This is a genomic window from Cytobacillus sp. QJM3NY_8 (assembly GCF_056173585.1).
Genome location: NZ_CM149681.1, coordinates 1,037,182 through 1,054,314, shown reverse-complemented (window position 1 = coordinate 1,054,314; position 17,133 = coordinate 1,037,182). Strand labels below are relative to the sequence as shown.

Annotated in this window: 18 protein-coding genes and 1 riboswitch; of the genes, 8 read left to right on the top strand and 10 right to left on the bottom strand. The window is 42.6% G+C overall.

What is annotated here, in order from left to right:
• Nucleotides 1-255: 255 nt before the first annotated feature.
• The 4 genes from AC0VZ9_RS05600 to queF all read right to left on the bottom strand — a co-directional run bounded on the left by AC0VZ9_RS05600 (nt 256) and on the right by queF (nt 4,110).
• On the bottom strand, nt 256-1,452 hold the full coding sequence (locus AC0VZ9_RS05600; protein ID WP_475397117.1) for a hypothetical protein: 1,197 nt from the start codon (nt 1,450-1,452) through the stop codon (nt 256-258).
• Nucleotides 1,453-1,724: 272 nt separating this feature from the next.
• Nucleotides 1,725-3,167, bottom strand: coding sequence for a sodium/pantothenate symporter (gene panF, locus AC0VZ9_RS05595; RefSeq protein WP_251156875.1), 1,443 nt, complete (start codon nt 3,165-3,167; stop codon nt 1,725-1,727).
• The gene (locus tag AC0VZ9_RS05590; RefSeq protein WP_475397116.1) at nt 3,164-3,454 is read right to left on the bottom strand and encodes a YhdT family protein; all 291 of its coding nucleotides are present in this window, start codon (nt 3,452-3,454) and stop codon (nt 3,164-3,166) included. The genes panF and AC0VZ9_RS05590 overlap by 4 nt, the downstream gene beginning before the upstream one ends.
• Nucleotides 3,455-3,612: 158 nt before the next feature.
• On the bottom strand, nt 3,613-4,110 hold the full coding sequence (gene queF / locus AC0VZ9_RS05585) for a preQ(1) synthase (RefSeq protein ID WP_009334932.1): 498 nt from the start codon (nt 4,108-4,110) through the stop codon (nt 3,613-3,615).
• Between the two features lie 110 nt (nt 4,111-4,220).
• Nucleotides 4,221-4,266, bottom strand: a riboswitch (PreQ1 riboswitch).
• Nucleotides 4,267-4,408: 142 nt separating this feature from the next.
• On the opposite strand from queF, the gene mscL reads away from it, so the two are divergent.
• The 3 genes from mscL to AC0VZ9_RS05570 all read left to right on the top strand — a co-directional run bounded on the left by mscL (nt 4,409) and on the right by AC0VZ9_RS05570 (nt 6,148).
• On the top strand, nt 4,409-4,783 hold the full coding sequence (gene mscL / locus AC0VZ9_RS05580) for a large conductance mechanosensitive channel protein MscL (protein ID WP_009334933.1): 375 nt from the start codon (nt 4,409-4,411) through the stop codon (nt 4,781-4,783).
• 66 nt (nt 4,784-4,849) lie between these two features.
• Nucleotides 4,850-5,491, top strand: coding sequence for a Bax inhibitor-1/YccA family protein (locus tag AC0VZ9_RS05575; RefSeq protein ID WP_009334934.1), 642 nt, complete (start codon nt 4,850-4,852; stop codon nt 5,489-5,491).
• Nucleotides 5,492-5,701: 210 nt separating this feature from the next.
• On the top strand, nt 5,702-6,148 hold the full coding sequence (locus AC0VZ9_RS05570) for an AhpC/TSA family protein (protein WP_475397115.1): 447 nt from the start codon (nt 5,702-5,704) through the stop codon (nt 6,146-6,148).
• An 11-nt stretch (nt 6,149-6,159) separates the two neighbouring features.
• Here the strand turns inward: AC0VZ9_RS05570 and AC0VZ9_RS05565 are convergent, their stop codons facing one another.
• On the bottom strand, nt 6,160-6,885 hold the full coding sequence (locus tag AC0VZ9_RS05565; RefSeq protein WP_475397114.1) for a 5-formyltetrahydrofolate cyclo-ligase: 726 nt from the start codon (nt 6,883-6,885) through the stop codon (nt 6,160-6,162).
• Between the two features lie 473 nt (nt 6,886-7,358).
• On the opposite strand from AC0VZ9_RS05565, the gene AC0VZ9_RS05560 reads away from it, so the two are divergent.
• The 5 genes from AC0VZ9_RS05560 (at nt 7,359) to AC0VZ9_RS05540 (ending at nt 11,321) form a co-directional block, all read left to right on the top strand.
• Nucleotides 7,359-8,123, top strand: a complete 765-nt coding sequence (locus tag AC0VZ9_RS05560; protein WP_251156878.1) for a gluconate 2-dehydrogenase subunit 3 family protein — start codon at nt 7,359-7,361, stop codon at nt 8,121-8,123.
• 27 nt (nt 8,124-8,150) lie between these two features.
• On the top strand, nt 8,151-9,860 hold the full coding sequence (locus tag AC0VZ9_RS05555) for a GMC family oxidoreductase (protein WP_475397113.1): 1,710 nt from the start codon (nt 8,151-8,153) through the stop codon (nt 9,858-9,860).
• A 92-nt stretch (nt 9,861-9,952) separates the two neighbouring features.
• Nucleotides 9,953-10,171, top strand: a complete 219-nt coding sequence (tatA, locus tag AC0VZ9_RS05550; RefSeq protein ID WP_009334939.1) for a twin-arginine translocase TatA/TatE family subunit — start codon at nt 9,953-9,955, stop codon at nt 10,169-10,171.
• 14 nt (nt 10,172-10,185) lie between these two features.
• A complete protein-coding gene (gene tatC, locus AC0VZ9_RS05545) occupies nt 10,186-10,914 on the top strand; it encodes a twin-arginine translocase subunit TatC (protein WP_009334940.1) in 729 nt (242 codons plus the stop codon).
• Between the two features lie 65 nt (nt 10,915-10,979).
• Complete coding sequence (locus tag AC0VZ9_RS05540; protein ID WP_251267260.1) at nt 10,980-11,321, top strand: DUF3243 domain-containing protein; 342 nt, start codon at nt 10,980-10,982, stop codon at nt 11,319-11,321.
• Nucleotides 11,322-11,362: 41 nt separating this feature from the next.
• On the opposite strand, the gene AC0VZ9_RS05535 is transcribed toward AC0VZ9_RS05540, so the two are convergent.
• The 5 genes from AC0VZ9_RS05535 to cls all read right to left on the bottom strand — a co-directional run bounded on the left by AC0VZ9_RS05535 (nt 11,363) and on the right by cls (nt 17,125).
• A complete protein-coding gene (locus AC0VZ9_RS05535) occupies nt 11,363-11,644 on the bottom strand; it encodes a hypothetical protein (RefSeq protein ID WP_475397112.1) in 282 nt (93 codons plus the stop codon).
• 57 nt (nt 11,645-11,701) lie between these two features.
• Entirely contained in the window at nt 11,702-12,253 is a 552-nt protein-coding gene (locus AC0VZ9_RS05530; RefSeq protein ID WP_019380286.1) for a GNAT family N-acetyltransferase, read from the bottom strand.
• Between the two features lie 185 nt (nt 12,254-12,438).
• A complete protein-coding gene (locus AC0VZ9_RS05525) occupies nt 12,439-13,797 on the bottom strand; it encodes a TldD/PmbA family protein (protein WP_475397111.1) in 1,359 nt (452 codons plus the stop codon).
• Nucleotide 13,798: 1 nt separating this feature from the next.
• Nucleotides 13,799-15,190: a TldD/PmbA family protein gene (locus AC0VZ9_RS05520; RefSeq protein WP_475397110.1), complete on the bottom strand. Its 1,392-nt coding sequence runs from the start codon at nt 15,188-15,190 to the stop codon at nt 13,799-13,801.
• 423 nt (nt 15,191-15,613) lie between these two features.
• Nucleotides 15,614-17,125 (bottom strand): cardiolipin synthase, encoded by a 1,512-nt coding sequence (cls, locus tag AC0VZ9_RS05515; protein WP_475397109.1) that lies wholly within the window; start codon nt 17,123-17,125, stop codon nt 15,614-15,616.
• Between the last annotated feature and the right edge of the window lie 8 nt (nt 17,126-17,133).

The window sequence follows — 17,133 nt, the reverse complement described above, 5'->3', positions numbered from 1 at the left end:
AGCCTCCCGGAAAGGCGTCCTTTGCCTTTTGGGTGGCTTGCCCGAAATGTGGAGGCGACTGCCCAGGGACGACAGGCATAAGACGGTTCCTGTAAGAAGGCGTTATTCCTTCTGAAAGGAAATGGCTTATGACCCCGAGTCCCTAGGAGCCGGAGCTAGACAAGCTTGTGACCCTGAGGGGGTAGGCTGCTTGCGCTAGACGGTTCTTGAAGTTCAAAGTATAATACTTTGTTATTTTACAAAAAAATCATGCGGTCAATGTGCCGCATGGTTTTTTGTTTTCATCAATACTATTTCACTAACGTTTCCTTCTAAATCAGAAATGAATTCGATGGAATATTTATCTGCCAGGTAGGTGGAAATGGTTTTACCTGACAGCACCTCTTCCCTTACTTCAAGAGGAGTGCCAAACATAGCAGTAATCTCGTCAATGAAAGTTCTCACCCGCTGTCCAGGAATAGAAATTGCGGTTACATTTCCGGTTTCCCGTTCAAAATAATAGCTGATTTCAGGGTACATGACAAAAGGGCTTCCATTTTCAAACCCTTCCTTAATATAATTTGGATCTGACTTCTTAATTTCAGATATGTTTGTGCCAATTGGATAAGGGCTTCCGAGCGGAATTCCCTGTTTGGCTTTTTCAATGGCATCCACGCTGAGTGCCAGGTTTTTAAAAGGATAGTATAGGGCTTCCTCTTTTAACCACAGATTCATCCAGTCGATATCAGAATGATCTTCTTTGTTCAGCTCTATTCGGTCATGCAGGCTCATCGAAAGGGTTTCTTCATTAAATAGCCATGTTGAAATAACCCATCTATCATTCTTATTTTGGGCAGTTTGAAGATACTTCTGATTAATATTTTTTATTTTCGCTTTGGAGGAAGTGACCACTTCTTTTTCTGTATTGATTTTAAGCACTTCTCCATCTTTAATCGCCAGCAGCTGGCCCTTAACCGCATTTTCCCCCTTGGACTGAAAAATCGAAATGATGGTTTTATTCCTCATTTTCTGAGTGTAAACCTGCTCCTTCGAAGGGTTAAATGACAATTCAGCACTGTTATTCAAATCTTCCTGTCTATAAGCCTCTTTCGACCCTTTCTCAGCCAGGTAAACTGAGTAATGTCCTGTAAAATAAGAATCGCCTTTCTTCCCTTTCGCACTGTCCTCTTCCAGAATGGTTCTTCTTTCATCTTCAGCATATAGATAAACTGTATATTTCATTTTTCCATCTGTTGCGTCCACCTGGAATAGTGACTTGCCTTCAAGCCAAACAGTATCTTTTTTCTCTTTCCCGACCTCTTGTACAGCTGATGTATTCTGTTCAGCTTCCACTTTATCTTCTTTTTCAAATTTTATTTCTTCTGTATTTAAAGATGCATTTATTTCATTTGAACATCCTGCTATAACGGATGACAGCATGGCAATCATGATCATATTTATTAAATTTTTCATTATATTCTCCCTAATGTTATAAAAACATTTCCATTTAAAGTCAAATGTTACAATTACGTTTCAACTAATTAAGTGTAACAAATAGGGATCGTTTCTACAAACCTATCAATATGCTCATTTTTTTACAAAAACAAGGGTTTCCTCCCGTTTCCTTTATATATGACTCTTCTCCTGCTTTACTTACACGGTTGAATAAAACGCCATATGCCCTATTTATCAGCGTTTTACAGTAAGAGACAAGAGGCCCCGGAATAGTTTCCGGAGCCTAATGCTTATATTTCTGCTGGTGCCGATGCATGTTTTTCGGTCAATAGACTTACAGATACGTATGCAGCAAGTGACAAAGCAATAGGCAATACGACTGTATTCATGCCTAATGCATTTGGATAAAAAGTATGGAATAAAATATACGAAGCAGTTCCGGTTATCATCGAGGCCACAGCCCCATATCTATTTCCCTTAGCCCAATATAGGCCCAGCACAACTGGCCATATGAATGCTGCTTCCAGTCCCCCAAAAGAAAAGAGATTCAGCCAGATCAGCAAATCGGGCGGACTGAGAGCCATGATGCAAACCAGAATTCCAAGCAGGGCTGTAACCGCAAAACTCAGTTTCTTTATGGCAGCTTCTTTGGCATCAGGCTTAATGTAATTAATATAGACATCTTTCACAATCGCCGAGCTGACCAGGAGGAGCAGGGAATCCACTGTTGACATGATGGCAGCCATCGGTGCAGCCAGTACAATTCCCGCAAGCCATGGAGGAAGAACTTCCATGGCAATCAACGGCATAACTTTATCTCCCACTTCAATCCCCGGCAGAATAGGACGGGCAAATACGCCAATTAAATGCATGCCAAGCATGATAAAGCCGACTACTATTGTTCCGATTATAATGGCCCTGTGCATGGCTCTGGCATTTTTATATGACATGGCCCTCACTGCGACCTGAGGAAGGCCTACAACTCCAACTCCCACCAGAATCCAGAATGAGGATACATATAAAGGAGTCAATCCGCCATCAAAGCCAAACGGTGTAATCAGATTCGGATTTTCTGAAGACAGGTCGCTGATAATATTCGGTATTCCTCCACCTGCCACAATAACAGCAACCAGAAGGATCATGGTGCCGATGAACATGATTCCGCCTTGGACAGCATCCGTTACGGCAACAGCACGGAAGCCGCCGATAACCACGTAGACCATAACAGAAGCCGCAAAAATGAATAAAGCAGACAAATAGCTTAATCCTGTCAGTGACTCAATTAATCTTGCTCCGCCAACCCATTGGGCAGCCATGGCAGAAAAAAGGAAAATAATGATGCTGAGAGAGGATAGCCAGACAACCCATCTGCTGTTATATCGTTCTTTTAGAAAATCGATGAGCGTCACAGCATTATACTTTCTTGCTGTGATGGCAAACTTTTTCCCCAGCACCATGAGAACGAAATAACCTGTGACAACCTGTGACATCGCAAGCAGCACCCAGCCAAGCCCCTGTGTGTAAGCAACGCCGGGACCTCCAATGAAACTGCTGGCACTTCCGTAGGTTGCAATCATCGTCATAGCCAGAATAAAACCGCCAAGCTGCCTTCCCCCAAGAAAATAATCCTGCAGGAACGAACTCCCGGTATCAATCTTTCTGCTGGACCATAAGCCTACGAGAAAAATAATAATTAAAAAGATGAGAAGAGGAAAAATTACCTGCCAATTCATTCAGATTCTCCCCCTTCCCCGTTTTCTTCAAACGGCACTTCTTTAAACAGGAACTTAACAGCTGCAGTTACCAGAATCACCATTACGGCAAATCCTGCTGCGCAGCTCCAGAAAAACCAGGCAGGCAACCCCCAAATATATGTATACTCACCAGCAGGCCCAGACCCCATCCCATAGGCAAACCCATACCACCATACAAAATTGAAGAGCACCAGACCAATGCCAATCCACGCCTCTCTCTCTGCGATTTTAAAGTGCGGATCTTTTTTATGTATGCCTTTCTTCATTTTGTCCCCCTTCAGAGCTTTATTATAGTAACGTACCATAAAATACAGAATATTCCCTGAATATAATCCCACTTATGTATATTTTCTGCAACAAAAAAAGCAGATTGCTCTGCCTTTTTGATATTATTTTAAAATTTCACTTTAAGCAAGCTAGGATCTTAACGATTGTCAATTGTCTCCGGGTAAAGGTCATGGTTCATTAAACGGTATTCTGCCATTTTTTCATATTTCGTCCCCGGCTTGCCGTAGTTGCAATACGGATCAATGGAGATTCCGCCACGTGGCGTAAATTTGCCCCAAACCTCAATATAGCGCGGGTCCATTAATTCAATAAGGTCGTTCATAATGATGTTCATGCAGTCTTCATGGAAATCGCCATGATTTCTAAAGCTGAAAAGATATAGCTTTAATGACTTGCTCTCTACCATTTTCTGATCCGGAATATAGCTGATATAGATGGTCGCAAAATCTGGCTGTCCTGTTTTCGGGCAAAGACTCGTAAACTCAGGGCAATTAAACTTTACAAAATAATCGCGGTTTGGATGCTTATTGTCAAAAGCCTCCAGAATATCAGGCGAGTATTCAAAAAGATATTTTGTACCCTGATTTCCCAATAGCGTAATATCCGTTAATTCCTCATCTTTTCTTCCTGACATAAAAAAGCCTCCCTTTATACGATCCCGCTGATCCTAAGAAGAGGTCCAAAAAGTACAGCTTAAAAAATAAAAACCATATCCTCTTATGGATATGGTTGATTATTATAATCAAAGCCATAGTTTTTTATAGAGGGTGAAGCTATGAACCTCTCCCGCTCACACGGGAATATTCGAAATATAATTGTCATTGTTACTATAGAGAAAAAGCCTGTTTCTGTCAATAGGGGCTTCTTTATCTGGTTTTCATTTATTCTTCTATAGTATAATTACGTTAATTTTCTTAGAAAGGTGACATGTTATGTGGAATGAGTTTAAAAAATTTGCCCTGAAGGGAAATGTGCTTGATTTGGCTGTCGGGGTTGTTATCGGAGCTGCCTTCGGAAAGATTGTATCTTCTCTTGTAGATGATATCATCATGCCGCTTGTTGGATTGCTGATGGGCGGAGTAAACTTTACGAATCTGATGGTAAAAGTTGGAGGAGCTGAGGTCAAATACGGTTTATTCATACAGAATGTGGTTGATTTCTTCATCGTGGCATTCTCTATTTTCATCTTTATCAGGATTATCAACAATCGTTTTAAAAAGAAAGAAGAAGCAACACCTGCACCAGCTGTGGATAAAAACGTTGAGCTATTAACGGAGATAAGAGACCTTTTAAAAACCAATAAATGATGAAACTTATATAATAGTTCTGACGTATATACATATACAAATGATTTTAGGGGAGAAATGAAACAAATGTATGTACAGCAAACCGCAAATAATAGTTATTTGCCTTCTGTTTTACGGGCATTCGCCTTATCATTGGGTATTGCTTTTATCGGAACGATGGCGGGTGTTTTCGTCCCTCCAGCCCTGTTTTTGCCGCTCATGATTCTTGAACTCGGAATGCTGCTTTTCGCTTTCCTGCTTCGCCGCAAAAAGGCCATCGGGTATCCATTCCTTTATGTATTTACATTTATTTCAGGGATGACGACCTATCCGATTGTTGCCCATTACCTGGCTGCCATTGGCCCGAACCCCGTACTGGTCGCACTTGCAGCGACAACGGTTGTGTTTACAGGCCTGGCTGTATACGCTACGACAACCAAGCGGGATTTATCTTTTCTTGGCGGCATGCTGATGGCAGCATTGCTTGCCCTTATTGCAATCTCTATTTTCAGCATCTTCTGGCCGTTAAGCTCTAACGCGATGCTGGCATTCTCCTTCATCGGAGTGCTTGTATTCAGCGGATATGTGCTATTCGATTTCAACCGCATGAAGCATTATGGAGTTTCACCGGAAGAAGTGCCTTTAATGGCTCTTAACCTATACCTTGATTTTATTAACCTGTTCATTAATATTCTTCGTATTTTTGGAATTTTGGGGAGCAGGGACTAAACAGGAGTGCGAACTCCTGTTTTTTTATGTGCAAGCTTCATTTCTTTATTCCTTCAAAAAGATTAGGTATGATCAGAAGTAAATCCGAAAGGCGGGATAATAATGAATTATATTTTGGAAACCCAAAATCCTGATAAAAATATTACGCTTGAACAGGCCATTAATGGCCAATATACAATGGCTGTTTTCGTCCGCCATCTTGGCTGACCGGTGTGCAGAGAATATCTTGCGCAGTTGCGCGAGCGCATAAGTGAATTGGAAGCCAGAGGTTTTCAAGTTATTGTCATTGCTCCTTCTAAAGGAACATTCATCAATCAATTCCTTGAGCAATTCGGCCCGTTCCCTTTTCCAATCCTTGGCGATCCATCCCGGGAAGCTTATAGAGGAATGGGACATAAAACAATGCCAAAGTGGAAGCTCCTTTCAAAAGCAGCATTTGGATTTATAACAGGAAAAGTGAAGGGGTTTGTCCCTGATAATGAAAAACAGAAGGAATTTGTCACGAAATCCATGAAGACCCAGAATGTCTACATTCAAGGCGGGACATGGCTTTTCTCGCCACAGGGAAAGATTTTATGGAAGCATATTGATGAATCCCCTGAAAATCACGCAAAGATTGCTGATGTTTTAAAGAAAATGGACGAAGTGAAAGCTTGAAAGGCAGTCAATTACTTGGCTGCCTTTCGTTTTGTTAACTCCCATATTTCACGCAAAACCGGCATCTCTTCCATTTCCTTCTCCGTTACAAGATCCCATTGAATCCCGTTTGGTTTTGGATATGGCGTGTTGGTTTTGATCAGTTCCTTTTCAGTGGCAATCCAGTCGATAGTCAGATCATATGGATCCCTCGGGATATCTTCCTCTATCACCTGGGCGCTATTCACTGTTCCAATTACAGGGATTTCTGGATTTCCCAGCTCTCTGATTATCGCATATTCACGGTCGGCATAGCCCTCCCCTTTTCCGACACGCCGCCCATCCCGGTGAAGGCCCACTGATCCGGCAAAAAACAAATCAATTTTCGGCAATTCGGTGAGAGGAACTTCTTTACCATATGAGTGGATATGCTTAAGGCTCGCTACTTTTCGCTCCTCCCCGGCTGGGACCCATTCCGGCTTTACCATAATAAATCCTGCTTTCAGCCTTGGAGTTGGAACCAGCAATGTCTTTCCATCTTTCAAAATTTGTGCACGGACCGGCAGCTGCGGAGAATCAGGATTTACCTTAATTACCTTAGCCTCTTTATACTCAGGCATAGTAAAAACAAATGCAGCCGCTTTTTCAGCTCCTTTGAAATTGGGGATTCTATTTTTTAAAGGAAACGGAAAGCGTCCAAGCTTGTTTTCCTCGAGAAAATTCCATATGTACTCACGGATTTCTTTCTTCGTATTCATTGCGTTTCACTTCCTTTCTTTTATTTTATCCATAAGGGATAAAACTGAATAGAAAAAGAACTTCATTTTTTAAAAGAAATAGGTTTTAAGTCAAGATCTCGTGGTAAACAAATAATGCAAGGCCAATAACAAAACAGAAGGGACTGGTTGACGATGAAAAGCGTAACAGCGACTTCAAGGTTCGTCATTGGCATTGCAAGAAACCAGGGAGGGTTTGCAGAGCGTACGAAAGGCACTCTCGTCTATAACCGATATATTTAAAATCGGTTCGGCCCTATGCAAATCATAATCCTCAGGTTGTCCGTCATCGGACTTAAAAAAGGTGCAGACCAATCGGTTTGCATCTTTTTTAATGCCTTAAATCCCCTAAAACCCCTCTTCTTTTCTCCCTATCTGCTAAAAAAATTCCTGATCATTGTTTAGACATGTATTTTTTTCACCATAATGGCAAATAAAAGGAGGTTTCTAGATAAATGTCTGAACATGAACAAAAACAAGAATCAACCATGTCCCGGAGGAGATTCATCCGTAATTCCGGGTTAGTTGCCGGCGGTTTGGTAGGAGGCGGCATTCTTGGCGGCTTAATTGGCGCAAACATGAATAAAGACGGTACAGCAACGGAAGAGAATGCCCATACAAACGGGCATGATCAGGTTGCCTATCAGCAGTCACCTTTATATTTCACAAACCCCGAGATATTCGGAATCCTTCAGGCGGCCGTTGAGAGAATTTATCCAAAGGATGAAAATGGCCCTGGCGCTAATGATTTGGATGTTCCATTTTTTATTGACCACCAGCTTGCGGGCTCATGGGGAAACAATACAAGGGAATATATGCAGGGCCCTTTCTTCCCAGGCTCAAACTTTCAGGGTTACCAGTCCCCTTTAAAACGGCATGAAGTCTTTGATGTCGGCCTTGTTGCCCTGCAGACCTACAGCAATGATAAGTTCAATAAGCCTTTCGCTGAACTGGAGGGTGAACAGCAGGATGAAATCCTTACCGCTTTTGAGGAGGATAAAGTAGAGCTCCGGGGTGTTACTTCCAGGACATTTTTTAATATTCTCCGGGCAGCAACTATTGAAGGCGTTTACGCAGATCCTGCCTATGCCGGAAACAAGAATATGGAAGGCTGGAAAATGAAAGACTTTCCTGGCCATCAGATGAGCTATATCAATCAGATTGAGTCTGAAAAATTTGCGGAAATTGAACCAAATAGCCTCCATTCATATACGAAATAGAACTATCTCTTAAGGAAGTGATAAAAAATGGCTAAAACATTGCCTAAAACAGATGCCGTCATTGTAGGAGTTGGATGGGCCGGCGGAATCATTGCGGCTGAACTAGGGAAACAGGGATTAAAAGTGGTCGGCCTGGAGCGGGGAAAAGAGCGCGGTGTCAAGGACTACTATGTTGTCCATGATGAACTTCGCTATGGAATCCGCTATGAATTAATGCAGGACCTTTCAAAAGAAACGATTACCTTCCGCAACCAGGGGAAAGAAAGAGCTCTTCCGATGCGTCAGCTTGGTTCCTTTTTGCTTGGTGAAGGCTTAGGAGGATCCGGTGTCCACTGGAATGGCCATACTTTCCGCTTTTTGCCTTATGACTTCGAAATTAAATCACAGACGGTTAAAAAATATGGAGAAGCAAAGATTAAGGGGCTTCAAGTTCAGGATTGGGGCATTACATACGATGAATTGGAGCCTTATTTCTATGAATTTGAGAAGGCGGCAGGAATTGGCGGTGAGGAAGGTGAGCTAGGGCCAAAGAGAGCAAATCCATTCCCAAATCCTCCAATGAAGGAAACACCCATTACAGCAAGATTTAAAGAGGCAGCGAAATCATTGGGAATGAAACCTTACCATATGCCATCCGGCAATATGAGCCAGGCATATGAAAACCAATATGGCGCCAAGCTGGCTCCATGTCAGTATTGTGCGTTTTGTGAACGCTTCGGCTGTGAATATGGTGCCAAGGCAGATCCGACCGTTGCCGTCATTCCGTTTGCCAAAGAAACTGGAAATGTGGATATCCGCAACTTTTCGAATGTAACAGAAATTATTCACGACGGCAAAAAAGCAACTGGAGTACGCTATGTGGATGTGCAAACGAAGGAAGAATTCATCCAGCCGGCAGAAATGGTTATTCTGACAAGCTATGTCATGAACAACACCCGCCTGCTGCTGACATCAAAACTGGGGCGTCCATACAATCCTGACACAGGGTCAGGGGTTATTGGAAAGAATTATTGCTACCAGATCCTTCCCGGATCAGCTGGATTTTTTGATGAAGAACAATTTAATACATTCATGGGTGCCGGTGCTCTTGGTGCTACTGTGGATGATTACAATGGAGACAATTTTGACCACTCGGATCTGGGCTTTATCCATGGGGGCTCCATTTCCCTCAACCAATCAGGATACCGTCCGATTCAATATAATATGGTTCCGACTGATACACCGAAATGGGGCAGCAAGTTCAAGGAGAATTCCATTAAGTATTTCACAAGGGCTTTAAGCATTGGGACACAGGGAGCATCCATGCCTGTGCAGCACAATTATATGGACTTAGACCCTTCTTATAAAGATGCCTACGGGCTTCCGCTGTTACGCCTGACATACGATTTCACCGAGCAGGATAAGAATCTTTATAACTATATTGGAAAAATCACCGACAACATCATGAAGGAGATGGGACCATCAAAAATTAATGACCGGCAGCAGCTGGAGCACTATGACATCGTCCCTTATCAGACAACACACAATACCGGCGGCGTGATCATGGGGACTGAGCCCGAAACATCAGCTGTAAACAACTATCTGCAGATGTGGGATGCAGAAAATGTATTTGTCATTGGCGCATCCGCTTTTCCTCACAACGGAGGGTATAACCCGACAGGAACAGTTGGTGCACTCGCCTACCGTGCTGCTGAAGGAATCATCAAATACAGCAAAGAAGGCGGCCTGCTTGCATAAGAAAGGCGGAAGCGCCTTGCCCACCCCCGAAACCAAAGGGGGCAGGCGCACTTACTCACCTTTTTAAAAATCCACAAAAAGGAGTGAACATCATGGGGCTTTCAAATATCGGAATTCCCGGATTAATTATCATCCTTGTTATTACCTTAATTATCTTTGGTCCTAAAAAGCTTCCGGAAATCGGGTCTGCCTTTGGAAGGACCTTATCAGAATTCAAGAAATCAGCCAGAGAAATTATGAGTGATGATGAGGAACCCGATTCAAAAAAACGTCCAATCGAAACGGCTGACCGGAAGGATAAACCGCTTTAATAGGAGGGTTTAGATTGAAAACGGATGAACAAACCCTTGTAGAGCATTTAACAGATCTAAGAAAAGTGCTGATTCGATCACTGATTTTCTTTATAGCCAGCTTTGCCCTTTGTCTGTTTTTCATCAACAGACTGATCCCTATGCTCGCGAATGATCATGAGCTTGTCATGCTTGGACCGCTGGATGTGATTAAGATGTACACGGGAATTGCAGGAAGCATCAGCCTTGGGCTTTCGCTTCCTTTTATCTCATATCAGGTCTGGCTATTTGTGAGGCCCGCATTAACGGAAAAAGAAAGCAAAGTATCATTGATATTTTTTCCGGCTATTCTCTTCAGCTTTATCGGCGGTCTTTGCTTCGGCTTTTTTATTATATTCCCTGCTATTTATCAGTTTTTAATGCTATTGGGTGAATCACATTTTGCGATGATGATCACTGCCAGGGAATATTTTTCTTTTCTGCTGATGTCGACCATTCCTTTTGGTTTTCTGTTTGAAGTGCCTTTGCTGTTATTGTTTCTGACAACCATCGGCATTGTTACCCCAGTCATGCTCAGCTCGATGCGAAAATACGCTTACTTGATCATGGCTGTTGTATCAGCTCTAATTACACCGCCTGATTTATTTTCACAGATTCTTGTCCTTGTGCCCCTTATCGGGCTATATGAAATTGGCGTTATTATGTCAAAATTAAAATTCAAGAAATTGAAAGCTGTTCAGGAATCTCCATCCAGCGAGATATAAACAAGTTTAGGTTGGCCCCCAAAAGGATATTTAATAAGAAAACGTTCTTTTGGGAGGTCTGTTAAATGAATGAACAGGATCATGTAATCAAACAAGATGGTGAATTGGATACAAAAAATATCAAGAATGTAATGGACAAAATGTCAAATGAAAGGGCCGAAGATATTTTAAGCAATTTCGACGAGTTTAAAAGCTATCTGGCTGAAAGAATCGAGCTTGGCAAAAAGCTGGGATTAAATGAGGAACAGCTTGCGGTAACAGCGGAAAAGGTGGCTGGCTACCTGGCTGAAAATGTGGAGCCAAAAAACCGCGAGGAACAGCTTCTGAAAGAATTATGGAAAGCTGGCAATGATGAAGAGAAGCATAAGCTGGCCCATATGCTTGTACGACTGGCCGAACAGGCTTAATAACAAAGCCGGAATTGTTGTGCATGACAATTCCGGCTTTATTACTTTTTCAGATTTCTATAAAGATTTATAAACTGGTTTGGCTTAGACTTTACTTGAAAAGAGAATAGCCCCCGATTGGTATGAAGATAGAGAAAACCAATTTCGCAATTGGAAGATCTGTATGACATATCCCAAACTTCATCAAGGAGAAATTTATCCGTTGGCGAAAGGATGTGATCCTCAAATAAATGAAGATAAAGTTCCTTTTCAATGTATTGCTGCTGATTCCAATCGATCTTCCGGCTGACTGTTATAAAAGGATGGGAAGCAATGATCCGCACATGAACCTCCATATAAAAAATGATTTGCTTCCATTGAAACATAATGCGGACAGCGATTCAAATGGCTGAACCTTCCCCTATATATTCCTCCAGCAATATCGCATAATAAGTCAGGTCTACCGGCCTGCCGTCTTTTATTACATGCTGGCGCAAAATTCCTTCATGCTTCATTCCTGACTTCTCCATAATCCTCCATGACCCAGGATTGTCTGTAAAAGCAAGGGCATAAATGCGGTTATGGTTCAGCTCTTCGAATCCATATTTAATAACTGCCCTGGCTGCCTCTGTACCATAACCTTTCCCCCAGAACGGCTTGCCGATCCAATAGCCGATTTCTGCTCTTCTGTTTGCATTAGTGCCTGTAATATTGATGAGTCCTATTAAGCTATTATCCTCTTTTTTCGTTATGGCGAAAATCGCGATTTTACCTTTTCTCTCTGCTTCCAGGATGCTTGTAATAAACTCCCTTGCTCCCCCTTCCGGATAGGGATGGGGAATATTTAGTGTTGTTTTGGCCACATCATAATCACTGGCATATTCTTCTACCTTGAGTGCATCGTCAAGGGTAAGACTGCGAAGAATTAGGCGGCTGGTTTCAATTAGGTCCATCTCATTGCCTCCTTTTTTGTTTAACAGCAATATTTCTATTCTTCGAAAGAATATCCTTTATTTTTCCAGAAGATTTTTCAGCTTATCCAGCAACTTATTATTTATATCTAGGTATTTTTAATTAAATATTCCCACACAATTAAGAAAGCACACCACGATTACAGTAGTGTGCCATTATCTTTTAATTATTCAACCGTCACAGCCAGTTCCCTGATTAATAGAGATGGCGAACCAATGTAGCCTGTGGCCATGAATCCCATCGAAAATTCCAGGTCTGAGCCGATGGCTTCAATATTATTCAATAGCTCATAGAAGTTTCCGGCAATCGTCATTTGGTTTACTGCATTTTGCACTTTACCGTCTTTGACATAATAGCCATTAGCCGCAATGGAGAAGTCCCCTGATACGGTGTTGGCACCGGAATGGAGGCCGGATAATTCGGTTATGATTATGCCCTCTGACAGCGATGATAACAGCTCGTCATAGCCTTGATCAGATGGAATGACATGAAGGTTCGTTGGAGCTACCGTTAAAGCGCCCTTATAAGAAGCTTTGTAAGCATTGCCCGTCGATTCCACACCATCTTTTTGAGCCGTTTTGCGGTTATGCATCAAGGTAACAAGTCTGCCGTCTTTCACAATATCTTTCCTGGCAGTGGCGACCCCTTCGCTGTCGAAATTTGAGCTTAGCAGACCTTCCTCTAAAAATGGATCATCCACTATATTCAATGACGCTGCCGCAATGATCTCCCCTGTTTTGCCCTTTAAAGCCGATTGCCCTTTTTGAGTATTTTCCGCTGAGAAGATAGGGATGTATGTCTGAAGGAGGGCGCTGGCAGCATCATTTCTCAATAATACAGGATATTTCTTGCTTTCAGCACTTCTGGCATTAAGCTGAGATAAGGCTTCTTCTACTGCATGCTTGGCAATTTCCTCAGGCTTCAAGATGGAAAAGTCTCTCGTAAACTTGGAGTATTCACCGTTTTTCACTAGATCTCCCTGCTTAACGATAACTGATACATAAATGCCGGCATGATTGTTCTTTTCGCTGAGATTCAGGCCTTTGCTGTTGAGAAGAACCCTTTCCGTTTCACCGCTCCTCAGCATGAAATAATCAGTCCCGGTTACCCGCTCATCATATGCATAGATGTGTTTTTCTATTTCCTTAAGCAGGTTCATTTTTTCAGGGATTGTGACCTCCGCAAGATTAGCTGAATAGTAGTTTCCTTTTTCATACCTTTCGCTGCCGGCAAAGATTTCTTCCTGTACTTCATCTTCAATAAACTGAGAGTTTTCCTTTGCATTCTCGATCAGAAAAGACAGGGAGTCCTCATCCAGTTTCTCCGTAAAAGCATAGCCCATCCTGCCTTCGTAAAGGCCTCGGAAGGAGGTTCCGAACACTTCGGAAGTATCGTAGGAATCAATTTCCCCTTTGTAAAGCTCGCAGGCGAACTTCTCCTCTCTCTCATAATACAGCTCCATATCTGTAAAACCATGCTGCTCGCCAAGCTGAAATAGCTTTTCCTTAAATTCCTGCAGATTCATATTATTCGCCCCCCTTTGTTCCGCCAACAGTCATTTCGCTTACGCGGATCATCGGCTGGCCAACATTGACAGGGATGCTTCCGCTCAGGGAACCGCACATGCCTGCACCATGATCAAGGTTATTCCCCACCATATCAACCAGCTGGAGAGTTTTTGGGCCATTGCCTATTAAAGTAGCACCTTTTAAAGGTTTGCCGATTTTTCCATCTTTCACAAGGTACGCTTCCATAACGGCAAAATTATAATCACCAGTTGTTGTATTGACCTGGCCGCCACCCATGTATTTTGTATAAATTCCGTACTCTGTATTTGATACGATTTCTTTCGGAGTGGACTTGCCATTTGCGATATACGTATTGGTCATCCTTGAAGTTGGCGCAAAACGGTAGGACTGCCTTCTGCCAGATCCGGTTGATTCCATACCCATTCGCCGTCCGCCCAATTTATCAATCAAGTAACCTTTTAAAATACCATCTTCAATCAGTACATTTTTACAGGCTTTTTCCCCTTCATCATCAATGGTAATGGATCCCCACTCATTGGAAAGTGTGCCGTCATCAATATATGTAACGACATCTGAAGCCACTTTTTCACCAATCCGATTTGTAAATACAGAGTTCTCCTTCGATACAAATGTGGCTTCAAGGCCATGACCGCATGCTTCATGGAAAATGACGCCGCCGAATTCATTATCGATGATGACAGGGAATTTTCCGCTTGGGCATGGGTCTGCACCAAGCATCGTAACCGCGATGCGGGATGCTTCATTTGCATAATGTTCAAGGTTAAGGTTTTCCATGAATTCAAAGCCTTTATGGGCTCCAGGTCCATAGAAGCCAGTCTGCATTTGATTTCCTTCTGCAGCAATCGACTGAATGGCAAGGCGGCTTCGCACCCGGCGATCTTCAACAAACTTACCTTCCGAGTTGGCAATCAGCACATTCTGTTCTTCATCCAAATACCTGACCGTAACCTGCTGGATGCTGCTGTGATAGTTTTTGGCAATTTCGGATGCCTTTTTCATCACATCTACTTTGCGGATCTTCTCCACTTCGCGCGGACTCAGAGATATAGGATGTGCTGCCGGAATAATTTCCTTTTGCAGCCGTGCAGGCTGAATGATTTTCTCACCTCTGATCGCCTGGGCAGCATTGCCCGCAGCTTTCAGCAAACCTTCCTTTGATCCATCCGTTGTGTAAGCATAAACACTCTGCAGTCCCTTAAACACGCGAATGCCTATCCCATAATCCCTGCCTGATAAGCTGCTCTCAATTTTCCCGCCCTGAAGTGCAAGGTTATTGGTGAAACGATCCTCAACAAACACTTCCGCAAAATCCCCGCCAGTGGCCAAGGCTGCTGTAATTACATCATGAATGACTGATTGTGAAAGCATAAAAACCCTCCTTCTTTCTAACTTTTCAAACTATTCTAATCATATCGTACTGATCTCTATTTTAGTATATTTTTTCCTTTTTTGACCAATAAGGAGGATGATTATGCCTCGGTCTGGAGACTTAAATGGGTTATTGGCAAGTTCGGATTTCTATTTGTACGGGGCTTGGTCTATTTGCAGGTTTATTTATTTATTTGCTAGGTTTGGTGCTCTATTTGCAATTTCTTATTTGCAAGTTCAGCCGCTTTATTTGCAATTTCGTTTATTTATTTGCAAGTTCAACTGCTTTATTTGCAGCTTCACTTATATTTGTTAGTTATGTCGCTCTATTTGCCGCCTCACTAATTTATTTGCAAATTGAGCTGCTTTATTTGCAAAGCTTTTTTCTACACAAAAAAAAGCGCCACATCCATGGCACTTTTTTTATAAGACCCCGGAAAACAGCCGGGCGAAGGATTCCTTCGATCTTTCCGCCAATCCGCGTTTATAATACTGGACGGGGCTTATTTTTTCGCTTTCTTCCAGATCCTCCTCATAATGGGCGACAAGATCACGGATGGAGCTTGTACCGTATAGGAAGACGTTGACTTCAAAGTTCAAGTGGAAGCTGCGCATATCCATGTTCGCAGTTCCTATTGAAGCGAGGATTCCGTCAACGATAATGATCTTCTGATGCAAGAAGCCTTTTTTATAGGAATAAATTTCAACGCCATATCGAAGCAGTTCCGCAAAATAGGACCGGCTTGCGTATTGTGTCAGGAAGCTGTCATTGATCTCAGGGACCAGGATGCGCACTTCCACTCCTTTAGCCGCAGCCACCCTTAATGCAGTGCGAATGGATTCATCAGGGACAAAATAAGGTGTGGCAATCCAAATGGATCTGGTCGCGCAGGATATCATTGAATAATATAAATCGCTCATAATTCCCTGCTGTGTGTCGGGTCCGCTGGCCACCACCTGCACGGCACCATCGAGCACATCATCATCTATTGGATATTTTACATTTCTGTATTCCTCCAGCACATCTTCCTTGCTTACATATTCCCAGTCCAAGAGAAAGACCGTATGCAGTGTGTACACAGCCTCCCCCTTCAGAAGCATGTGAGTATCCCGCCAGAAACCGATTTTTTCATTTTCGCCCAGGTATTCAACGCCCACATTCAGTCCGCCCACAAAGCCGACTTTCCCGTCTATAACAACTATCTTGCGATGGTTTCTAAAGTTGAATTTCTGATTGAAAAAACCGTACTTCAACGGAGAAAATGGACGTATCTTAATGCCTGCATCCTCCATGGACTGCAAATCCTCCAGTGTAATCCCCATGCTGCCTGCCGCATCAAAAATAAACAGCACCTCCACACCCTGCCTGGCTTTATCCATCAAAATATTGATGATTTCCTTGCCAAGTCTGTCAGAGCGGAAAATATAGTACTCCATATGAATAAACTCTTCTGCTTCATGCAGCTTTTTCTTGATTTCATTAAAAGTCTCTTCGCCATTTTTGAGAATTTTTGCCCTTGAATTTGTGCTTAGCGGAGTCAGTGCTACATTATTGGCGAATTTTGCAAAGCAGTGCTGGCTGTCCTGCAGGAATGATGTATCAGGCGTGTATTCTCTTTTCATCAGCTTCTTCCATTCATCCCTGTCTCTGCTTCTTTTGCTTTTAAACAGGTGGCCTTTCAAATAAAGCTGTCCGGAAAACAAATAAAACAGATAGCCGGCAACCGGAAAAAATACAAGCACATACATCCACAGCAAGGTCTGGTTAGGGCTGCGATTCTCAAGCATCAAGGAATAGGCGCTGATAAAAATAACAGCTGCATACAGCAGGACAGCACCGATTTTTATTGGCGAACCGGCATCCGTGAAAAATATCGTATACACAGATGCAATCAGAATAAAAACAAATAGGGATTCCACTCTTCTTTTTTTCATAGCCCACT